The organism is Pseudomonas sp. B5(2017) (genome assembly GCF_002112825.1).
Taxonomy (GTDB): Bacteria; Pseudomonadota; Gammaproteobacteria; order Pseudomonadales; family Pseudomonadaceae; genus Aquipseudomonas; species Aquipseudomonas putida_Z.
Genome location: NZ_NEIR01000002.1, coordinates 162,296 through 180,660, shown reverse-complemented (window position 1 = coordinate 180,660; position 18,365 = coordinate 162,296). Strand labels below are relative to the sequence as shown.

General features: G+C 63.9%; 16 protein-coding genes and 1 riboswitch. Of the genes, 10 read left to right on the top strand and 6 right to left on the bottom strand.

Going from position 1 to position 18,365, the window contains the following annotated elements; all coding sequences use genetic code 11:
* Nucleotides 1-2 precede the first annotated feature (2 nt).
* Both epd and tkt read right to left on the bottom strand, forming a co-directional pair.
* Entirely contained in the window at nt 3-1,064 is a 1,062-nt protein-coding gene (epd, locus tag CAG00_RS03555; protein ID WP_013974502.1) for an erythrose-4-phosphate dehydrogenase, read from the bottom strand.
* A 151-nt stretch (nt 1,065-1,215) separates the two neighbouring features.
* Nucleotides 1,216-3,213 (bottom strand): transketolase, encoded by a 1,998-nt coding sequence (gene tkt / locus CAG00_RS03550; protein WP_085663511.1) that lies wholly within the window; start codon nt 3,211-3,213, stop codon nt 1,216-1,218.
* A gap of 344 nt (nt 3,214-3,557) precedes the next feature.
* Here tkt and CAG00_RS03545 point away from each other — a divergent pair, with 344 nt between their 5' ends.
* The 4 genes from CAG00_RS03545 to CAG00_RS03530 all read left to right on the top strand — a co-directional run bounded on the left by CAG00_RS03545 (nt 3,558) and on the right by CAG00_RS03530 (nt 8,130).
* Nucleotides 3,558-4,550, top strand: a complete 993-nt coding sequence (locus CAG00_RS03545) for a metalloregulator ArsR/SmtB family transcription factor (protein WP_085663510.1) — start codon at nt 3,558-3,560, stop codon at nt 4,548-4,550.
* 18 nt (nt 4,551-4,568) lie between these two features.
* Nucleotides 4,569-5,759: a methionine adenosyltransferase gene (gene metK / locus CAG00_RS03540; protein ID WP_015272060.1), complete on the top strand. Its 1,191-nt coding sequence runs from the start codon at nt 4,569-4,571 to the stop codon at nt 5,757-5,759.
* A gap of 145 nt (nt 5,760-5,904) precedes the next feature.
* Nucleotides 5,905-7,605, top strand: coding sequence for an NAD-dependent DNA ligase LigB (gene ligB / locus CAG00_RS03535; RefSeq protein ID WP_085663509.1), 1,701 nt, complete (start codon nt 5,905-5,907; stop codon nt 7,603-7,605).
* A gap of 132 nt (nt 7,606-7,737) precedes the next feature.
* Nucleotides 7,738-8,130, top strand: a complete 393-nt coding sequence (locus CAG00_RS03530; protein WP_085614684.1) for a DUF1090 domain-containing protein — start codon at nt 7,738-7,740, stop codon at nt 8,128-8,130.
* Nucleotides 8,131-8,287: 157 nt separating this feature from the next.
* Here CAG00_RS03530 and CAG00_RS03525 read toward each other — a convergent pair whose 3' ends face one another.
* Complete coding sequence (locus tag CAG00_RS03525) at nt 8,288-8,734, bottom strand: cytochrome c (RefSeq protein WP_085663508.1); 447 nt, start codon at nt 8,732-8,734, stop codon at nt 8,288-8,290.
* 119 nt (nt 8,735-8,853) lie between these two features.
* Between CAG00_RS03525 and CAG00_RS03520 the strand changes: the two genes are divergently transcribed.
* A complete protein-coding gene (locus CAG00_RS03520) occupies nt 8,854-10,005 on the top strand; it encodes a murein transglycosylase A (RefSeq protein WP_085663507.1) in 1,152 nt (383 codons plus the stop codon).
* Nucleotides 10,006-10,131: 126 nt separating this feature from the next.
* Here CAG00_RS03520 and CAG00_RS03515 read toward each other — a convergent pair whose 3' ends face one another.
* The gene (locus tag CAG00_RS03515) at nt 10,132-10,518 is read right to left on the bottom strand and encodes an MAPEG family protein (RefSeq protein ID WP_085663506.1); all 387 of its coding nucleotides are present in this window, start codon (nt 10,516-10,518) and stop codon (nt 10,132-10,134) included.
* 28 nt (nt 10,519-10,546) lie between these two features.
* Entirely contained in the window at nt 10,547-11,380 is an 834-nt protein-coding gene (locus CAG00_RS03510) for an EamA family transporter (protein ID WP_085663505.1), read from the bottom strand.
* A 320-nt stretch (nt 11,381-11,700) separates the two neighbouring features.
* Here CAG00_RS03510 and CAG00_RS03505 point away from each other — a divergent pair, with 320 nt between their 5' ends.
* Entirely contained in the window at nt 11,701-12,936 is a 1,236-nt protein-coding gene (locus tag CAG00_RS03505; protein WP_085663504.1) for a sodium:proton antiporter, read from the top strand.
* Nucleotides 12,937-13,052: 116 nt separating this feature from the next.
* Here the strand turns inward: CAG00_RS03505 and CAG00_RS03500 are convergent, their stop codons facing one another.
* Nucleotides 13,053-13,454 (bottom strand): acyl-CoA thioesterase, encoded by a 402-nt coding sequence (locus CAG00_RS03500; RefSeq protein WP_003257757.1) that lies wholly within the window; start codon nt 13,452-13,454, stop codon nt 13,053-13,055.
* Between the two features lie 178 nt (nt 13,455-13,632).
* Nucleotides 13,633-13,729, top strand: a riboswitch (S-adenosyl-L-homocysteine riboswitch).
* A 20-nt stretch (nt 13,730-13,749) separates the two neighbouring features.
* Here CAG00_RS03500 and ahcY point away from each other — a divergent pair.
* From ahcY to CAG00_RS03480, 4 genes are all read left to right on the top strand, one after another.
* Nucleotides 13,750-15,159, top strand: coding sequence for an adenosylhomocysteinase (gene ahcY / locus CAG00_RS03495; protein ID WP_025340892.1), 1,410 nt, complete (start codon nt 13,750-13,752; stop codon nt 15,157-15,159).
* A 166-nt stretch (nt 15,160-15,325) separates the two neighbouring features.
* A complete protein-coding gene (gene metF / locus CAG00_RS03490; RefSeq protein ID WP_025340893.1) occupies nt 15,326-16,171 on the top strand; it encodes a methylenetetrahydrofolate reductase [NAD(P)H] in 846 nt (281 codons plus the stop codon).
* 92 nt (nt 16,172-16,263) lie between these two features.
* A complete protein-coding gene (locus CAG00_RS03485) occupies nt 16,264-17,334 on the top strand; it encodes a hypothetical protein (protein ID WP_085663503.1) in 1,071 nt (356 codons plus the stop codon).
* 166 nt (nt 17,335-17,500) lie between these two features.
* Nucleotides 17,501-18,289: an ABC transporter substrate-binding protein gene (locus tag CAG00_RS03480; RefSeq protein WP_085663502.1), complete on the top strand. Its 789-nt coding sequence runs from the start codon at nt 17,501-17,503 to the stop codon at nt 18,287-18,289.
* Nucleotides 18,290-18,365 lie beyond the last annotated feature (76 nt).

Sequence of the window (18,365 nt, the reverse complement as noted above, 5' to 3'; positions counted from 1 at the left end):
CTTCAGGGCTGTTTGTTGCGGGTTGGGTGGACGACGTGCAGATAGTGTTCGGCAACGTCGAGCATACGGTTGGCGAACCCCCATTCGTTGTCGAACCAGGCCAGCAGGTTCACCAGGCGGGGGCCGGAAACACGGGTCTGGCTGGCATCGACGATCGCCGAATGCGGGTCATGGTTGAAATCACAGCTGGCGTGGGGCAACTCGGTGTAGGCCAGCAAGCCTTTCAGCGGGCCTTCCAGCGCCGCCTCGCGCAGCACCCGGTTGACTTCGGCCGCGCTGGTATCGCGGGCGGTCTGCAGGGTGATGTCCAGGCACGAGACGTTGACGGTCGGTACGCGTACCGCTTTGGCCTGGATTCGCCCGGCAAGTTCCGGAAGCAGGCGCTCGATGCCACGCGCCAGACCAGTGGACACCGGGATCACCGACTGGAAGGCCGAGCGCGTGCGGCGCAGGTCTTCGTGGTGGTAGGCGTCGATCACCGGCTGGTCGTTCATCGCCGAGTGGATGGTGGTGATCTGCACGTACTCGATGCCGAATGCCTGGTCCAGCACGCGCAGCAGCGGCACACCGCAGTTGGTGGTGCACGATGCGTTGGACACCAGGCGCTCGTTGCCGGTCAGGCAGGCCTGGTTGACGCCGTAGACCACCGTGGCATCGACGTCGGCCTCGCTGGCCATTGGCTGCGAGAACAGCACCCGCGGCGCGCCGGCGTCGAGGAAACGCTGGCCATCGGCGCGGGTGTGGTAGGCGCCGGAGCACTCCAGCACCAGGTCGATGTCCAGGGCGGCCCAGTCGATGCCTTCGGGGGTGGCACTGCGCATCACCTTCACGCAGTCGCCATTGATATGCAGACAGTCGCCATCGACCTTCACCTCACCGGGGAAACGCCCGTGGGTGGAGTCGAAGCGTGTCAGGTATTCCAGGCTGGCCTGGTCGGCCAGGTCGTTCAGCGCGACGATCTCGAAACCGGCCTTTGCCCCCCGCTCGAACAGCGCGCGCAGGACACAGCGGCCGATACGGCCATAACCGTTGAGTGCAACTTTGTAGGGACGCAGGTGGGGCATTCGTTGGCTCGCTAACGCATGATGGCTGTTGGGGCCGCGTTGCGGCCCATCGCGACGCAAGGCCGCTCCCACAGGGAACGCGTACGCTGTACCTTGTGGGAGCGGCCTTGTGTCGCGAAACGAGGGCGGAAGCCCTCGCCTTACGCCTGTATCAGTCTTCCAGCAGCTCTTCGGCAGTCCCGAGGATGTTATCCAGGGTGAAGCCGAACTCTTCGAACAGTGCCGAAGCCGGCGCCGACTCACCGTAGGTGGTCATGCCGATGATACGACCTTCCAGGCCGACGTACTTGTACCAGAAGTCGGCGTGAGCGGCTTCGATGGCGATACGCGCACCTACTTCCAGCGGCAGCACGGACTGCTTGTAGGCAGCGTCCTGGGCATCGAACACGCTGGTGCACGGCATGGAAACCACGCGCACCTTGCGGCCTTGTTCGGTCAGCTTGGCGTGCGCCTGAACAGCCAGGCCCACTTCGGAACCGGTGGCGATCAGGATCAGCTCAGGCTCGCCGGCGCAGTCCTTGAGCACGTAGCCACCGCGGCTGATGTCGGCGATCTGCTGGGCATCGCGGTCCTGGTGCTGCAGGTTCTGGCGCGAGAAGATCAGCGCCGAAGGGCCGTCCTTGCGCTCCAGGGCGCTTTTCCAGGACACGGCGGATTCCACCGCGTCGGCTGGGCGCCAGGTGTCCAGGTTCGGCGTGCTGCGCAGGCTGGTCAGCTGCTCGATCGGCTGGTGAGTCGGGCCGTCTTCGCCCAGGCCGATGGAGTCGTGGGTGTAGACGTGGATCACGCGCTGCTTCATCAGTGCCGACATGCGCACGGCGTTGCGAGCGTATTCCATGAACATCAGGAAGGTCGCGCCGTAAGGCACCAGGCCACCGTGCAGGGCAACGCCGTTCATGATGGCGGTCATGCCGAACTCGCGCACGCCATAGAACACGTAGTTGCCGCTGGCGTCGTTGGCTTCTACACCCTTGCAGCCCTTCCACAGGGTCAGGTTGGAGCCGGCCAGGTCGGCCGAACCGCCGAGGAACTCTGGCAGCAGCGGGCCGAAGGCGTTCAGGGCGTTCTGGCTGGCCTTGCGGCTGGCGATGGTTTCGCCCTTGGCGGCCACTTCGTTGATGTAGGCCTGGGCCTTCTCGCTGAAGTCGGCCGGCAGCTCGCCGCTGTCACGGCGCTTGAACTCGGCAGCCAGCTCCGGGTAGGCCTTGGCGTAGGCGTCGAAGCGCTGGTTCCAGTCGGCTTCGGCCTTGGCACCGGCAGCCTTGGCGTCCCACTCGGCGTAGATCTCGGCCGGGATTTCGAACGGGCCGTGGTTCCAGTTCAGTTCCTTGCGGGCCAGGGCGATTTCGTCGTTGCCCAGCGGTGCGCCGTGGCAGTCTTCCTTGCCCTGCTTGTTCGGCGAGCCGAAACCGATGATGGTCTTGCAGCAGATCAGGGTCGGGCGATCGCTCTTGCGGGCGGTCTCGATGGCGGTCTTGATCTCGTCGGCGTCATGGCCGTCGACGTTGCGGATCACCTGCCAGTTGTAGGCTTCGAAGCGCGCCGGGGTGTTGTCGGTGAACCAGCCGTGCACTTCGCCGTCGATGGAAATGCCGTTGTCGTCGTAGAAGGCGATCAGCTTGTTCAGGCCCAGGGTGCCGGCCAGCGAAGCGACTTCGTGGGAGATACCTTCCATCATGCAGCCGTCGCCGAGGAACACGTAGGTGTTGTGGTCGACGATGTTGTGGCCGTCACGGTTGAACTGGGCGGCGAGCACTTTTTCGGCCAGGGCGAAGCCCACGGCGTTGGCGATACCCTGGCCGAGCGGGCCGGTGGTGGTCTCGACGCCTGGGGTGTAGCCGTATTCCGGGTGGCCCGGGGTGCGGCTGTGCAGCTGGCGGAAGCCTTTGATGTCATCGATGGTGACGTCGTAGCCGGTCAGGTGCAGCAGCGAGTAGATCAGCATCGAACCGTGGCCGTTGGACAGCACGAAGCGGTCACGGTCGGCGAAACTCGGGTTGCTCGGGTTGTGCTTCAGATAGTCGCGCCAAAGCACTTCGGCGATATCCGCCATGCCCATGGGGGCACCTGGGTGGCCGCTGTTGGCCTTTTGCACGGCATCCATGCTGAGGGCACGAATGGCGTTGGCACGTTCACGACGGCTGGGCATCGCTGATCTCCTGGGGGGCTTGAATAGGTGGTGTCACGAAAAAAGGCGGCCATTTTCGCCCACTGGGGGGGCTTGGGGCAATGACGTATGGTCGCAGTCGGGGGATTTTCCTCTGATTGGCACTGATTTCGGGGCAAAATCTGGAAATCGGTGCCGGCTTCTTCGCGGGTGAACCCGCTCCCACAGGTTCAGCACTGCCCTCAGCCTTGGTGCGACCCTGTGGGAGCGGGTTCACCCGCGAAGAGGCCCGAAAGGGCAACCCCGCACTCCGCCCATCAGCCAATATCAAAACTTTTTGATATTGGCCTTGCTAGGGCAACGATGCCTGTCTAGACTGCCGCACCATGAACCTCCGTGCGCAATCGATCCCCGAGCAACGCGAAGCATTGGCTGCCCTGTGCAAAGCCAGTGGCGACGAGTTGCGCCTGAACGTATTGCGCGCCCTGGCCAACGACTCGTTCGGCGTGCTGGAGCTGGCGCAGATCTTCGACGTGGGCCAGTCGGGCATGAGCCACCACCTGAAGGTACTGGCCCAGGCCGAGCTGGTGGCGACCCGCCGCGAGGGCAATGCCATTTTCTACCGCCGCGCCCTGCCCGACAGCCTGCGCCTGGGCGGTCGGCTGCACGCGGCGCTGCTCGAAGAAGTGGACGACCTGGCCCTGCCGCCTGACGTGCAGGCGCGCATCGCCCAGGTGCAGCAACGCCGCGCAGCCACCAGCCAGGACTTCTTCCTGCGCGTGGAAGAGAAATTCCGCGCCCAGCAAGACCTGATCGCCGGCCTGCCGCAGTACCGCGAAAGCCTGCTGGCGCTGCTCGACAAACTGAATTTCGACCCGACCGCCAGCGCCCTGGAGGTCGGCCCCGGTGACGGTGGCTTCCTGCCCGACCTGGCCCGGCGCTTCGCCCAGGTCACCGCCCTGGACAACAGCCCGACCATGCTCGAACTGGCGCGCCAGGTGTGCCAGCGCGAAGGGCTCGACAACGTGAACCTGCAGTTGGCCGATGCACTGGGTGCAACGGATGTGGCCGCCGACTGCGTTGTGCTGAACATGGTGCTGCACCATTTCAGCGACCCGGCCCTGGCCTTGCGCCAGCTGGCCAAACGGGTGAAGGCAGGCGGCAGCCTGCTGGTAACCGAACTGTGCAGCCATGACCAGGGGTGGGCGCGCGAAGCCTGCGGCGACCTGTGGCTTGGCTTCGAACAGGACGACCTGGCCCGTTGGGCCAACGCCGCCGGGCTGGCCCCCGGGGACAGCCTGTACGTGGGCTTGCGTAACGGTTTCCAGATTCAGGTCCGCCATTTCCAGCGGACGGCTGGCGACATACAACATCGGTAAATTTCAGGAACCTTCGAGATGAGCGAATACTCCCTTTTCACCTCCGAGTCCGTGTCCGAAGGGCATCCGGACAAGATCGCCGACCAGATTTCGGACGCCGTCCTTGATGCCATCATCGCCCAGGACAAATACGCCCGCGTAGCCTGCGAAACCCTGGTCAAGACCGGTGTCGCCATCATCGCCGGCGAAGTCACCACCTCCGCCTGGGTCGACCTGGAAGAGCTGGTGCGCAAGGTCATCATCGACATCGGCTACAACAGCTCCGACGTCGGTTTCGACGGCGCCACCTGCGCCGTGATGAACATCATCGGCAAGCAGTCGGTGGACATCGCCCAGGGCGTCGACCGCTCCCGCCCGGAAGACCAGGGCGCCGGTGACCAGGGCCTGATGTTCGGCTACGCCAGCAACGAGACCGACGTGCTGATGCCGGCACCGATCTGCTTCTCGCACCGTCTGGTCGAGCGCCAGGCCGAAGCGCGCAAATCGAAACTGCTGCCATGGCTGCGCCCGGACGCCAAGTCGCAGGTCACCTGCCGTTACGAAAATGGCAAGGTGGTCGGCATCGACGCCGTGGTGCTGTCGACCCAGCACAACCCTGAGGTTTCGCAGAAAGACCTGCAGGAAGCCGTGATGGAGCTGATCGTCAAGCACACCCTGCCTGCCGAACTGCTGCACAAGGGCACCCAGTACCACATCAACCCGACCGGCAACTTCATCATCGGTGGCCCGGTGGGCGACTGCGGCCTGACCGGGCGCAAGATCATCGTCGACTCCTACGGCGGCATGGCCCGCCATGGTGGTGGCGCGTTCTCCGGCAAGGACCCGTCCAAGGTCGACCGTTCCGCCGCCTACGCCGGCCGCTACGTGGCCAAGAACATCGTTGCCGCCGGCCTGGCCGAGCGTTGCGAGATCCAGGTGTCGTACGCCATCGGCGTGGCCCAGCCGACCTCCATCTCGATCAACACCTTCGGTACCGGCAAGGTCTCCGACGACAAGATCATCCAGCTGGTGCGCGAGTGCTTCGACCTGCGTCCTTACGCCATCACCACCATGCTCGACCTGCTGCACCCGATGTACCAGGAAACCGCTGCCTACGGCCACTTCGGCCGTACCCCGCAGCAGAAGACGGTCGGCGACGACACCTTCACCACCTTCACCTGGGAGCGCACCGACCGCGCCCAGTCGCTGCGTGACGCTGCCGGCCTGTAAGTTTCCTACGGCGCTGGACGAAAGCCCCTGCCGAGCAATCGGCAGGGGCTTTTTTGTGACATATGGGCTGACAAACGCTGCATGGCGACCCGCACGCTACCTGCCTAGGCTGAGGGTTCCCACCCGCCATGCAAGGATGCTGGCCATGCCGCTTATGCTGCTATTCGCCGTACTGCTCGCACTCCAAGCCCCATTGATTTGGGCCAGCCAATGCCCCAACTGGAACCCGCAACAAGTTGAAACTGAAGTGGCCCAACTGCGTGCCACGCTCGCCCACTGGGACGACCACTACCATCGCCAGGGCATTGCGCTCGTACCCGATGAGCTCTATGACCAGAGCCGCCAGCGCCTGGCGCACCTGCAGCAATGCTTTGGCATCGCGGCCACCCCGTCCCCGCTGGCCAGCGCTGGCGGGCCAATCCCGCATCCGGTGCCGCATACCGGCGTCGACAAGCTGGCCGACCGCCTGGCTGTAGAACGCTGGCTGGCCGGCAAGGCCGATGTCTGGGTGCAGCCAAAGGTCGATGGCGTAGCGGTATCCCTCATCTACCGACAGGGCCGGCTGGTGCAGTTGATCAGCCGGGGGGACGGCGTGCAGGGGCACGACTGGAGCCGCCACATCCCCCTGCTCGACGCAATCAACCGGCAGCTGCCCCAGGCCATCGACCTGCAACTGCAGGGCGAACTTTACCTGCGCCTGGATACGCATGTGCAAGCCCAGGCAGGCAGCGCCAATGCCCGAGGGACGGTTGCCGGGCTGCTGGCTCGCAAGCAGCTGAGTGGTGAGCAAGGCGAGCGCATCGGCCTGTTCGTGTGGGACTGGCCGCAAGGCCCCGAGCAGCAGGCCGAACGCCTCGCGAAGTTGGCGGAACTGGGCTTTGCGCACAGCCAGGATTACAGCGTCGCCATAGAAACAGCGGACGATGCCGCGCACTGGCGTGAGTACTGGTACCGCTCACCCCTGCCCTTCGCCACCGATGGCGTGGTGTTGCGCCAAGGCGTCCGGCCGCCGGCCGAGCGCTGGCAGGCCAAGGCACCCTACTGGATCGCGGCGTGGAAGCACCCGTACACGCAGGCCCTGGCCGAAGTGCGCGAAGTACGCTTCCGCGTTGGCCGCACAGGCAGGGTCACGCCAGTGTTGCACGTGCTGCCAGTTACCCTGGATGACCGACGAATCACCCAGGTGAGCCTGGGCTCGCTGGCTCGCTGGCTCAAGCTCGACATCCGCCCCGGTGACCAAGTGGCCGTCAGCCTTGCCGGGCTGACCATCCCGCGCCTGGAGCAAGTGGTGCACCGCGCCGCCGAGCGCCAGCCGGTAACCGCACCAGCGCCCGGCCAACATCATGCCCACAGTTGCTGGCAGGCCAGCGAAGGCTGCGAGGACCAGTTCATCGCCCGCCTCACCTGGCTCAGCGGCAAGCAGGGGCTGGCCCTGCCGCGCACCGGCCCCGGCACCTGGCGCCGACTGGTGGCTGCCGGGCTGGTGACCTCGATGATCGACTGGCTGCATCTGGATGCCGAGCGCCTGGGCCAGGTAGCCGGTATCAGTGACGCAACGGCTGCGCAGTTGCTGGGCAGTTTCGAGCAAGCCCGCTCACGACCCTTTGCCCAATGGCTGCGCGGGCTGGGCGCGCCCACCCCCACCGGCATGCAGGTGACAGGCGACTGGCTGGAGCTTGCTGCCCGCACAAACCTTGAATGGCAAGCCATGCCCGGTATCGGCGAAAAGCGCGGTCAACAGCTTGCAGGATTTTTTGCGACCACCGAGGTTCAAGCCATTGCAACGCAGCTGGCCAAGGCAGGGATCGACGGATTCCGGATCGACAGGCAAAGCATCGAGCAATGATTATTTACCAATTTACCCGTAGGAAAATCCCGAGATTAAGCCGGAAAACCCCAACAAGGGTTTCTAAATGGGCAAAACCAAGGCAGGATTTCCCCCAACTTTTGCTGCCCCGCCCCGTCAAGGAGGCTTTTCATGAAACGTATTTCGACCCTTTTCCTGCTCGCGACACTGGGCCTGGCCGCTGGCGCCGTACAAGCCGCCCAGCCGGATGCCGGCCTGACCGGTTGCGCCGCCAAGCGTAGCGCCATTGAGAACCAGTTGAAGATTGCCCGTGACCACGGCAACAACGATCAGGCCGCGGGGCTTGAAGAGGCACTGCGAGGGGTCGACAACTGCACCGATGCCGGCCTGCGCAAGGAACGTGAGCAGAAGGTGCTCGACGCCCGTCACGAAGTGGCGCAGCGGGAAAAGGACTTGAAGAAAGCCGAGAAGAAAGGCGATTCGGAGAAGATCAACAAGCGCAAGGACAAGCTGGCAGAGTCGCGCAAGGAACTGCAGGAAGCGGTGGAAGATCTGGATCGCTGAGGCCCCGACCGGGCAAACGCGATCATTGTAGGAGCGGCCTTGTGTCGCGATGGGCCGCAAAGCGGCCCCGGCGATTTGTGCATCAGCTGAAATCCTGGGGCCGCTGCGCAGCCCTATCGCGACACAAGGCCGCTCCTACACAGGGCAATGCAGTCCATCAATGATTGCGGAATTCCGTATGACAGGCCTTGCAAGCCGCTTCGACCTTGTCCATCGGCACCTTCAGCTGAGCAGCGTCCAGCGGCTGGCTGCGGGTGACATCGACCAGTTCGCCAGTGACGCCTTCCAGCTGCCGGGCCAGGTCATGAAAGCGTGCCTGACGCTCCCATACCTCGGCACGCGCGCTACTGTCGCCACCATCACGCGCCTGTGGGAAGTGCTGCCAGGGCTGGTGCGAAAGGTTGTCCAGCTTCAGCGCACCGTCGGCAAACTTCACCCCGTCGAACGGCAACCGCCCACGCAACATGCCGCCCAGGTCTTCGCTTGTCTTGAGCATGTCCTTGAAGATCACCTTGCGCTTGCCCAGCGGGGAGTTCGGGTCAACCCGGTCACAACCACCCAAGGCCAGTGCGGCCAACAGAACAACGGTCAATCGCTTCAACATCACGGTCACTTCGGCCTACGCAAATGGGCGGCCAGTATCGCTGCCCAGCGGCCAAAGACCAATAGCCACATAAAAAACAGGGGCGAATATCCGTGTTCACCCATGACAGGAACGTACTCATGAAATCTGCCCTGCGCCATCTGGCCTGGACACTCCCGGCGCTGGCCCTGCTGGCCGGCTGCAACGGTGGCGAAAGCGCCAAACCTGAGCCCCATGCCATCGCCACCTACGCCAATGCCACCTGGCAGGACCTGCCTGCCGTCAGCGACAGCGACCTGGTGGCGGGTTTCCAGGCCTGGCGCAACGGCTGTGAAAAGCTCAAGCGCGACACCGTCTGGGCCAGCACCTGCGAAGCAGCCGCCAGCGTGCCCGACAATGCCTTGCAGGTGCGCGCCTTCCTGCAACAGAACCTGCAGGTATACGGCCTGCGTTCGGCCGAAAACAATGCCAACGGCCTGATCACCGGTTACTACGAACCGGTCTACCCTGGCAGCCTGAGCCAATCGGCAACCAACCACGTGGCGGTCTACGGCATCCCCGACGACATGATCGTGGTCGACCTGGCCAGCGTGTACCCCGAACTCAAGGGCAAGCGCCTGCGCGGTCGCCTCGATGGCCGGGTGCTAAAGCCTTACGACACCGCCGAGGTGATCAACCGTGACGGCGTCAAGGCACCGGTGCTGGCCTGGCTGACCGACCCGATGGACCTGCAGTTTCTGCAGATTCAGGGTTCCGGCCGGGTACAACTGGAAGACGGGCGCCAGCTGCGCCTGGGTTACGCCGACCAGAACGGCCACCCCTACCGGCCGATCGGGCGCTGGCTGGTGGAACAGGGCCAGTTGAAGAAGGAGGAAGTGAGCATGGGCGCCATTCATGCCTGGGCCCAGGCCAACCCACAACGGGTGCCGGAACTGCTCGCCAGCAACCCCAGCTACGTGTTCTTCAGCACCCGCCCGGACAGCAACGAAGGGCCACGCGGTTCGCTGAACGTACCGCTGACCGCTGGCTACAGCGTGGCCATCGACCGCAAGGTGATTCCGCTGGGCAGCTTGCTGTGGTTGTCCACCACTCGCCCGGACGGTACGCCGGTGGTACGCCCGGTGGGGGCCCAGGATACCGGCGGGGCAATTACTGGCGAGGTGCGCGCGGACCTGTTCTGGGGCACTGGGCCGGAAGCTGGAGAACTGGCCGGGAACATGAAGCAGCAGGGGCAGATCTGGATGCTGTGGCCCAAGGGCAAGCCGCTGCCCGAGGTGCCGAAAGTGCCTTGATCGGCGGTGGATTCTTCGCGGGCTCGTCGGACCGCCGCACCGCCGCTCCCACAGGTACACCACAGGATTCAGGGGCTGTGATGTACCTGTGAGAGCGTGCAAGCCCGCGAAGAAGGCGACGCGGTCTCAGATGGAAACCACGAAGAAGGCCACGATTATCGCCATCCCGGCAAACCACACCAGCGATCGCAGCATGGCCCAGTCGGCCAGGTAACAGATGATGTAGAGCAGCCGGCTGGTGATGTACATCACCCCCAGCACATCCTGGGTCACCTGCTCGGCATTGCCGACGATATCCGCCACCAGCACCGCCGCGGCAAATGCCGGGAAGGCCTCGTAACTGTTCTGCTGGGCAGCATGCGCGCGCCGCGGCAGCCCGGACAGGGTATCCAGGAACGCACGCGGGTCGTGGTTGTCGCGCAGTCGGAAGCGGCCACTACCGGCCTTGGCGATCAACGCGCACAGTGGCGGCAAGAGCAGCGCGATCAGGATGCACCACAGGGCAACAGTCATGGACAGGACTCCTTGTTCAGTCTTCGGGTTAAAGCTTCATTACCAGCATGCCGGCCAACACCAGCCCGCAAGCTAGGAGTCTCGGCCCGCCAAAAGGTTCTTTCAGGTAGCGCATGCCCAGCAGCACCACCAGAATCACACTCAACTCGCGCAACGCCGCCGCTTCGGCCACCGACCCGAGGTGCATGGCCCACAGCACCAGCGCGTAACTGAGCAGTACACACAGCCCCACTGCCAGCCCCAGGCGCCACTGCAGGCGCCAGAACAACACGAACGGCGCACGCCGCGCGACGCTGGCCAGCAACGGGAACGGCCAGGCACTGAGCAAGGTCAGCCACACCAGGTAATCCCAGGGTTTGCCCCACAAGCGCACGGCCTGGCCGTCGAACCAGGTGTAGCAGCCAATACACAGGCCGATCAGGGCAACCACCGACAGCATCGACCAGGGCAGCCGGTCACCGCCACCGCCCTGCCACAACAGGCAGGCCATGCCACAGGGGATCAGCAGGATGCCGATGATCTGCTGCTGGCTCAGCGATTCGCCGGCAAAGGCCAGGGTCAGCCCCAGCACCACCAGCGGCGACAGCCCGCGCATCAGAGGATAGACCAGCCCCAGGTCGCCCACGCGGTAGGCCTGGATCAACAGGAAGCGGTACAGCTGCTCGGCCAGCGCCGACGCCAGCAGCCAGGGCCAGATGTTGGCCGGCGGTACCTCGACGAAGGGCACCGCCAGCACCGCGAAGGCCAACGCCACCGTATCCATGCTGGCGATCACCAGCAGGCGCTCGCCGCTGAATTTGATCAGGGTATTCCAGGTCGCATGCAGCAGGGCAGCGACCAACACCAGGGAAGTTGCCAGCACGCCTTCTTATCCTTGTGGCTTTTTATGTTGGTGAATATACAGCGCTCGAGGGGACCATTGTGGGAGCGGGCATGCCCGCGAAGAAAGCAACTCGGTGCATGGCACCGGCTTTGCCGGTGTTCGCGGGCATGCCCGCTCCCACAGAGACCGCGCCAGCCTTCGGGTTTTGCACAAGTCAGGGTATGCGATACAACCTTCTGGATGGGAACGTTTCAAACGAATCCGGTCAAACCCTGTGTCCCGAACCCCGCGCCAGGTCATCAAAGAACTGCCCGAGCCATTCGGGTTACGACTTGGAAGCCACTGTTACAGGATTCGGGATGCTTGAACTAGTTGCCGCGTTTATCTGCCTTACCACCCTCCTCACCTATGTAAATTACCGTTTCATCGGCCTGCCCCCTGCCATCGGCGTGATGGTCACGGCGCTGCTGTTTTCCCTGATGCTGCAGGGCTTGAGCCTGATCGGCTTCCCTGGCCTGGAAGCGCGCGTCGAAGGGCTGATGAACCAGATCGACTTCAACGACCTGCTGATGCACTGGATGCTGGCGTTCCTGCTGTTCGCCGGCGCCTTGCACGTCAACCTCTCCGACCTGCGCAGCTACCGCTGGCCCATCGGCCTGCTGGCCACCGTCGGCGTACTGATTGCCACCGTGGTCATCGGCTACCTGTCGCACTGGGTGTTCGCCCTGTTCGGCTGGCAGGTGCCGCTGATCTACTGCCTGCTGTTCGGTGCGCTGATCTCGCCCACCGACCCGATTGCCGTGCTGGGCGCGCTACGTACCGCCAATGCCTCCAAACCGCTGAAAACCACTATCGTCGGCGAGTCGCTGTTCAACGACGGCACTGCGGTGGTGGTGTTCACCGTGTTGCTGGGCATCATCCAGCTGGGCGAGACGCCGAGCATGACCGACACCGCGATCCTGTTCGCCCGCGAGGCCATCGGCGGCGTGGTGTTCGGCGGCCTGATCGGCTACGCCACCTACCGCATGATCAAGAGCGTCGAGCAATATCAGGTGGAAGTGATGCTGACCCTGGCGCTGGTCATCGGCGGCTCGGCGATGTGCTACGAGCTGCACGTTTCGGCGCCGATCGCCATGGTGGTGGCCGGGCTGATCATCGGCAACCTGGGGCGCAACCTGGCAATGAACGACATGACCCGTCGCTACATGGACGGCTTCTGGGAGCTGATCGACGACATGCTCAACGCCTTGCTGTTCGCGTTGATCGGCCTGGAGCTGTTGCTGTTGCCTTTCAACTGGATGCACATGGTAGCCGGCGGCGTGCTGGCGCTGGCGGTGCTACTGTCGCGGTTGCTGACCGTGGCCCCGGCGATCGTGCTGCTGCGCCGCTGGCGCCCGGTGCCCAAGGGCACGGTACGGGTGCTGACCTGGGGTGGCCTGCGCGGTGGGGTGTCGGTTGCCCTGGCACTGTCGCTGCCACTGGGCGAGGAACGTGACCTGCTGCTGTCGATCACCTACATCGTGGTGCTGTCGTCGATCCTGGTGCAGGGGTTGAGCATCGGGCGGGTGGTGCGCAAGGTCAGCGTCCAGCCTTGAGAATGCAGGGGCCGCTTTGCGACCCATCGCGACACAAGGCCGCTCCTGCAGGAGATTGCATTCCCCTGTAGGAGCGGCCTTGTGTCGCGATGGGCTGCAAAGCAGCCCCCGAATGTTCATTCCACTGCAGAATCCGGGAACTGGTCCTGGATGTACTTGATCTCGGTCCGCCCATGCGCCGCCGGCAACCCGTCCTCGCCAAGGTTGACGAAGACCATCTTGTCGACCGTGAGGATGGCCTTGCGGGTGATCTTGTTGCGCACTTCGCACTTGAGGGTGATCGAGGTGCGGCCGAACTCGGTGGCGGTGATGCCCAGCTCGATGATGTCGCCCTGGCGCGAGGCACTGACGAAGTTGATTTCCGATATGTACTTGGTCACCACGCGCTGGTTGCCCAGCTGGACGATGGCGTAGATCGCCGCCTCTTCGTCGATCCAGCGCAACAGGCTGCCACCGAACAAAGTGCCGTTTGGGTTGAGGTCTTCGGGTTTAACCCACTTGCGGGTATGAAAGTTCATCTGTACTCCTGACCTGCTTGGCTAACGTGTAGCAATGATGGCAGAGCGGCCGCTGTCGCTCCATTGAACATCGACTATCGTCGCGATTAATCGACAGAAAACCTTGGGCAAGCCGGCGGGCGCGGCTATAATCTCCGCCGCTTCACATGGCCGCCCACAGCGGCGCCATGCCCGCCACCTGTCCGAGGGGCGCTGCAGCAGGCTAGGCCTGTCAGGCTCGGATGGGGCGTTGCTCGCTCTCGCGGGCGCTTAACGCACAACGGCGCCCATTCGCACACTACGAATGGAGGCTCTCATGAGCGCTGCAAACATGCCTGCTGGTTTTACCGATTACAAAGTCGCCGACATCTCCCTGGCCGCCTGGGGTCGTCGCGAAACCATCATCGCCGAATCGGAAATGCCTGCACTGATGGGCCTGCGTCGCAAGTACCTGGCCGAGCAACCGCTCAAGGGTGCGAAGATCCTGGGCTGCATCCACATGACCATCCAGACCGCCGTGCTGATCGAAACCCTGGTTGCCCTGGGTGCCGAAGTGCGCTGGTCGTCCTGCAACATCTTCTCCACCCAGGACCAGGCCGCCGCGTCCATCGCCGCCGCCGGTATCCCGGTGTTCGCCTGGAAAGGTGAAACCGAGCAAGAGTACGAGTGGTGCCTGGAGCAGACCATCCTCAAGGATGGCCAGCCATGGGACGCCAACATGGTCCTCGACGACGGTGGCGACCTGACCGAGCTGCTGCACAAGAAGTACCCGCAAGTGCTGGAGCGCGTGCACGGCGTGACCGAAGAGACCACCACCGGCGTGCACCGCCTGCTGGACATGCTGGCCAAGGGCGAGCTGAAAGTCCCGGCGATCAACGTCAACGACTCGGTTACCAAGAGCAAGAACGACAACAAGTACGGCTGCCGTCACAGCCTGAACGACGCCATCAAGCGTGGTACCGACCACCTGCTGTCGGGCAAGCAGGCCCTGGTTATCGGCTACGGTGACGTGGGCAAGGGCTCGGCCCAGTCCCTGCGTCAGGAAGGCATGATCGTCAAGGTCACCGAAGTCGACCCGATCTGCGCCATGCAGGCCTGCATGGACGGTTTCGAAGTGGTTTCGCCGTTCATCGACGGTATCAACAACGGCACCGAAGCCAGCATCGACAAGGCCCTGCTGGGCAAGATCGACCTGATCGTGACCACCACCGGTAACGTCAACGTCTGCGACGCCAACATGCTCAAGGCGCTGAAGAAGCGTGCCGTGGTGTGCAACATCGGCCACTTCGACAACGAGATCGACACCGCCTTCATGCGCAAGAACTGGGCCTGGGAAGAGGTCAAGCCGCAGGTGCACAAGATCCATCGCACCGGCGCTGGCAGCTTCGACCCGCAGAACGACGACTACCTGATCCTGCTGGCCGAAGGCCGCCTGGTAAACCTGGGTAACGCCACTGGCCACCCAAGCCGCATCATGGACGGTTCGTTCGCCAACCAGGTACTGGCGCAGATCTTCCTGTTCGAGCAGAAGTTCGCCGACCTGTCGGCCGAGAAGAAAGCCGAGCGCCTGACCGTTGAAGTACTGCCGAAGAAGCTCGACGAAGAAGTGGCCCTGGAAATGGTCCGCGGCTTCGGCGGCGTGGTGACCCAGCTGACCAAGCAGCAGGCCGACTACATCGGTGTCACCGTCGAAGGCCCGTTCAAGCCGCACGCCTACCGCTACTAAGCGGCCAGCTTGAAGCTTCAAGCGGCAATCAAAGGCAGACCATGCCGTTGCCGCTTGCAGCTCAAGCATAAAGGATCTTGAACGATGCCCAAGCCAGGCCGGCCATAACCGATCTGGCTTTTACTTGCAGCCTGCCGCTTGAAGCTTGCTGCCAGAGGAACGCCTGATGTCCCAGGAACGCCGTTACAGTTTCGAGTTCTTCCCGACCAAGACCGATGCCGGTCACGAAAAGCTGATGGGCGTCGCCCGCCAGCTGGCCGCCTACAACCCGGACTTCTTCTCCTGCACCTACGGTGCCGGTGGCTCGACCCGCGACCGCACGCTGAACACCGTGCTGCAGCTGGAGAGCGAAGTGAAGGTACCTGCCGCACCGCACCTGTCGTGCGTAGGCGACACCAAGGCCGAACTGCGCGCCCTGCTGGCCGAATACAAGGCTGCAGGCATCAAGCGCATCGTCGCCCTGCGTGGCGACCTGCCATCGGGCATGGGCATGGCCAGTGGCGAACTGCGCTACGCCAGCGACCTGGTCGAATTCATTCGCCAGGAAACCGCCGATCACTTCCACCTGGAAGTGGCCGCCTACCCGGAGATGCACCCCCAGGCCCGCAACTTCGAGGCTGACCTGGCCAACTTCGTGCACAAGGTCAAGGCCGGTGCCGACAGCGCCATCACCCAGTACTTCTTCAACGCCGACAGCTACTTCTACTTCGTCGAGCGCGCGCAGAAGCTGGGCGTGGACATCCCGGTGGTACCCGGCATCATGCCGATCACCAACTACAGCAAGCTGGCGCGCTTCTCCGACGCCTGTGGCGCCGAGATCCCGCGCTGGATCCGCAAGCAGCTGGAAGCCTATGCCGACGACACCGCCAGCATCCAGGCATTCGGCGAAGAAGTGATCACCCGCATGTGCGAACAGCTGCTGCAAGGTGGCGCACCGGGCCTGCACTTCTACACCTTGAACCAGGCCGAGCCGAGCCTGGCGATCTGGAACAATCTGAAGCTGCCGCGCTGAAATTTTTTGCAAAATCTGTTTAAGATTTGATTAAGGCTTTGGTCATAGACTAAAGCCTTATTCATTTTCCGGTTACACAGGTCTCGCCTGCCATGCAGCCCCTCCAGCCATCGCGTCCACAGCTCGTCTACCTGGCTTTTGGCCCGGCAACCTACCATCAGGAAGCCTGCTTCAGCATCGTCAGCGCCCTCGCCCATCTGGGCACAGGCGAAGCCATGGACATCCAGGTCTACACCGACAACCCGCAGCCCTATGCCGGCCTGCCGGTCACCGTACACCTGCTGGACGAAGCCACGCGTCAGGCATGGAACGCCCCTCACGGTTATCACTTCCGCAGCAAGCATGTGCTGTTGCGTCAGGTGCTGCAGCAACACCCGCTGGCAGTGCTGATCGACACCGACACCTTCTTCCGCAAGTCGCCGCTGGAGCTGTTCGCCCGGGTGGCCCCAGGCCGCCTGCTGTGCAACGCCATCGGTGCGCGCTACGGCAGCAACCAGAAGTGCCTGCTGTACAAGAACCTGCTGGCCATCCTCGAGTCCAGGGGACTGGCCGATTGCCAGATGCCACTGGTCAACTCGGGGGTGATCGGCCTCAGCGCCGAAGACGCCGGCACCCTGGACCGCTCCATCGCCATGATGGACGAGTTCCACCCCCTGGCTCGCGAGGCTTATACCCTCGAGGAGTTCTGCCTGGCGGTGGCAGCCTACCGCACGCTGGAGCTGGCCGAATGCACAGATGTCATCCACCACTACTGGAGCCGCAAGGCGCAGTTCCGCGCCAAGATCCAGGCCTGGCTGCGCAAGCACGGCCATGACCCGCTGAGCCACGCGGCGCTGGCCGACGTGTCCCTGGTCAATGACCAGCTGCCACGGCCGCCGGCCCTGCAACGCCTGGGTTACAAGGCGCTGAGCATGACCCTGCCCAGCCACGAGCGCCAGTTCGCCCGCGAGCTGCTGTATGGCTGCTACCCCTACCCCAATGAGTTCGACCGTGCCTGCGCGCCGGCCTGGTGGGACAAGGCCCTGGAAAACCTCAACGCCCGCCATGGCCACATGGAGCCCGAGCAACTGCGCCAGTGCCTGCGCCACCCGGGGTTGCGCCTGTCACTGGGCGAGCGGCGCAAGGATATCGAGGCGCATCTGCTGAGGTCATCCCACACTTGAGTGAACCTGTGCCGGCCTCTTCGCGGGTAAACCCGCTCCCACAGGATCTCTGCTGGCTTGCAGGCTCGTGCTGTACTAGTGGGAGCGGGTTTACCCGCGAAGTGGCCAGCACAGGAGAACATCATCCTCACTGGCCTTGAACAGGCCGAGCGCGTAATCTCCGGCCATGCCACACGTCGCCCGTCTGTTCTGGATCCTGTTGCTCGCCTGCCTGAGCCCGCTGGCCCTGGGCGAGCGCCTGCGCCTGGTGACCGACGACTGGGCACCCTATGCGTACCAGCGTGACGGCCAGCCGCGCGGCATCGACTACGAAGTCACCACCCAGGTGTTCGAACGCCTTGGCGTCGAGGTGGAGTGGGAGTTCCTGCCATGGAAGCGCTGCCTGGCAATGATCGAGCAGGGCTTGGCCGACGGCATCATGGATATCTTCCAGACCGAGTCGCGCCAGCCCTACCTGGTGTACGCCCCCGAACCCATGTCGGAGGTCGAGTTCGTCCTGTTCCAGGCCCGCGCACGTCCCCATGCCGTCAAGGCGCTGGATGACCTTGCCGGCCTCACCGTCGGCACCTCACCCGGCTACGCCTATGGTGCCGCGTTCAACGAGGCCGCACATTTCAGGCGCGAAGCCGCGCCTACCCATGAAGCCAACTTCGGCAAACTGATGCTGGGCCGCATCGACCTGGCAATCACCGACCGCAGGGTCGGCCATTACCTGCTGCGGCATCTGGGCCTGCAACAGCAGGTCGAGGAGCTGCCGCTGGTGATCAGCCGCCAGGCGCAGTACCTGGGGCTGGCGCGCAAGCCGGGGCGGGAGGCACTGGCCCAGGCCTTCGCCGTGGAACTGCGGCGCTTCAAGCAGGAACCGGCCTATGCAGCGATCAGCAGCCGCTACACAGGCGACATCGGAAACATTCTCAACGCCGTTGAGCAGCAGGAAAGCAGCACAGCGCGATAGCTCTGTTATACTCGGGCCTTCCCGCCCGGCTCACGCCCGGACGCTCGGCCTCGCAACAGGCATCCCGATCGGCATC

Excerpts from the sequence above, each read along its gene's own strand:
- CAG00_RS03485 (WP_085663503.1), top strand. The coding sequence starts at position 16,264 with ATGCAGCCCCTCCAGCCATCGCGTCCACAGCTCGTCTACCTGGCTTTT.
- CAG00_RS03545 (WP_085663510.1), top strand. The coding sequence starts at position 3,558 with ATGAACCTCCGTGCGCAATCGATCCCCGAGCAACGCGAAGCATTGGCT.
- CAG00_RS03505 (WP_085663504.1), top strand. The coding sequence starts at position 11,701 with ATGCTTGAACTAGTTGCCGCGTTTATCTGCCTTACCACCCTCCTCACC.
- CAG00_RS03530 (WP_085614684.1), top strand. The coding sequence starts at position 7,738 with ATGAAACGTATTTCGACCCTTTTCCTGCTCGCGACACTGGGCCTGGCC.
- CAG00_RS03515 (WP_085663506.1), bottom strand. The coding sequence starts at position 10,518 with ATGACTGTTGCCCTGTGGTGCATCCTGATCGCGCTGCTCTTGCCGCCA.
- metF (WP_025340893.1), top strand. The coding sequence starts at position 15,326 with ATGTCCCAGGAACGCCGTTACAGTTTCGAGTTCTTCCCGACCAAGACC.
- CAG00_RS03520 (WP_085663507.1), top strand. The coding sequence starts at position 8,854 with ATGAAATCTGCCCTGCGCCATCTGGCCTGGACACTCCCGGCGCTGGCC.
- CAG00_RS03480 (WP_085663502.1), top strand. The coding sequence starts at position 17,501 with ATGCCACACGTCGCCCGTCTGTTCTGGATCCTGTTGCTCGCCTGCCTG.
- metK (WP_015272060.1), top strand. The coding sequence starts at position 4,569 with ATGAGCGAATACTCCCTTTTCACCTCCGAGTCCGTGTCCGAAGGGCAT.
- tkt (WP_085663511.1), bottom strand. The coding sequence starts at position 3,213 with ATGCCCAGCCGTCGTGAACGTGCCAACGCCATTCGTGCCCTCAGCATG.
- epd (WP_013974502.1), bottom strand. The coding sequence starts at position 1,064 with ATGCCCCACCTGCGTCCCTACAAAGTTGCACTCAACGGTTATGGCCGT.
- ligB (WP_085663509.1), top strand. The coding sequence starts at position 5,905 with ATGCCGCTTATGCTGCTATTCGCCGTACTGCTCGCACTCCAAGCCCCA.
- CAG00_RS03500 (WP_003257757.1), bottom strand. The coding sequence starts at position 13,454 with ATGAACTTTCATACCCGCAAGTGGGTTAAACCCGAAGACCTCAACCCA.
- CAG00_RS03525 (WP_085663508.1), bottom strand. The coding sequence starts at position 8,734 with ATGTTGAAGCGATTGACCGTTGTTCTGTTGGCCGCACTGGCCTTGGGT.
- ahcY (WP_025340892.1), top strand. The coding sequence starts at position 13,750 with ATGAGCGCTGCAAACATGCCTGCTGGTTTTACCGATTACAAAGTCGCC.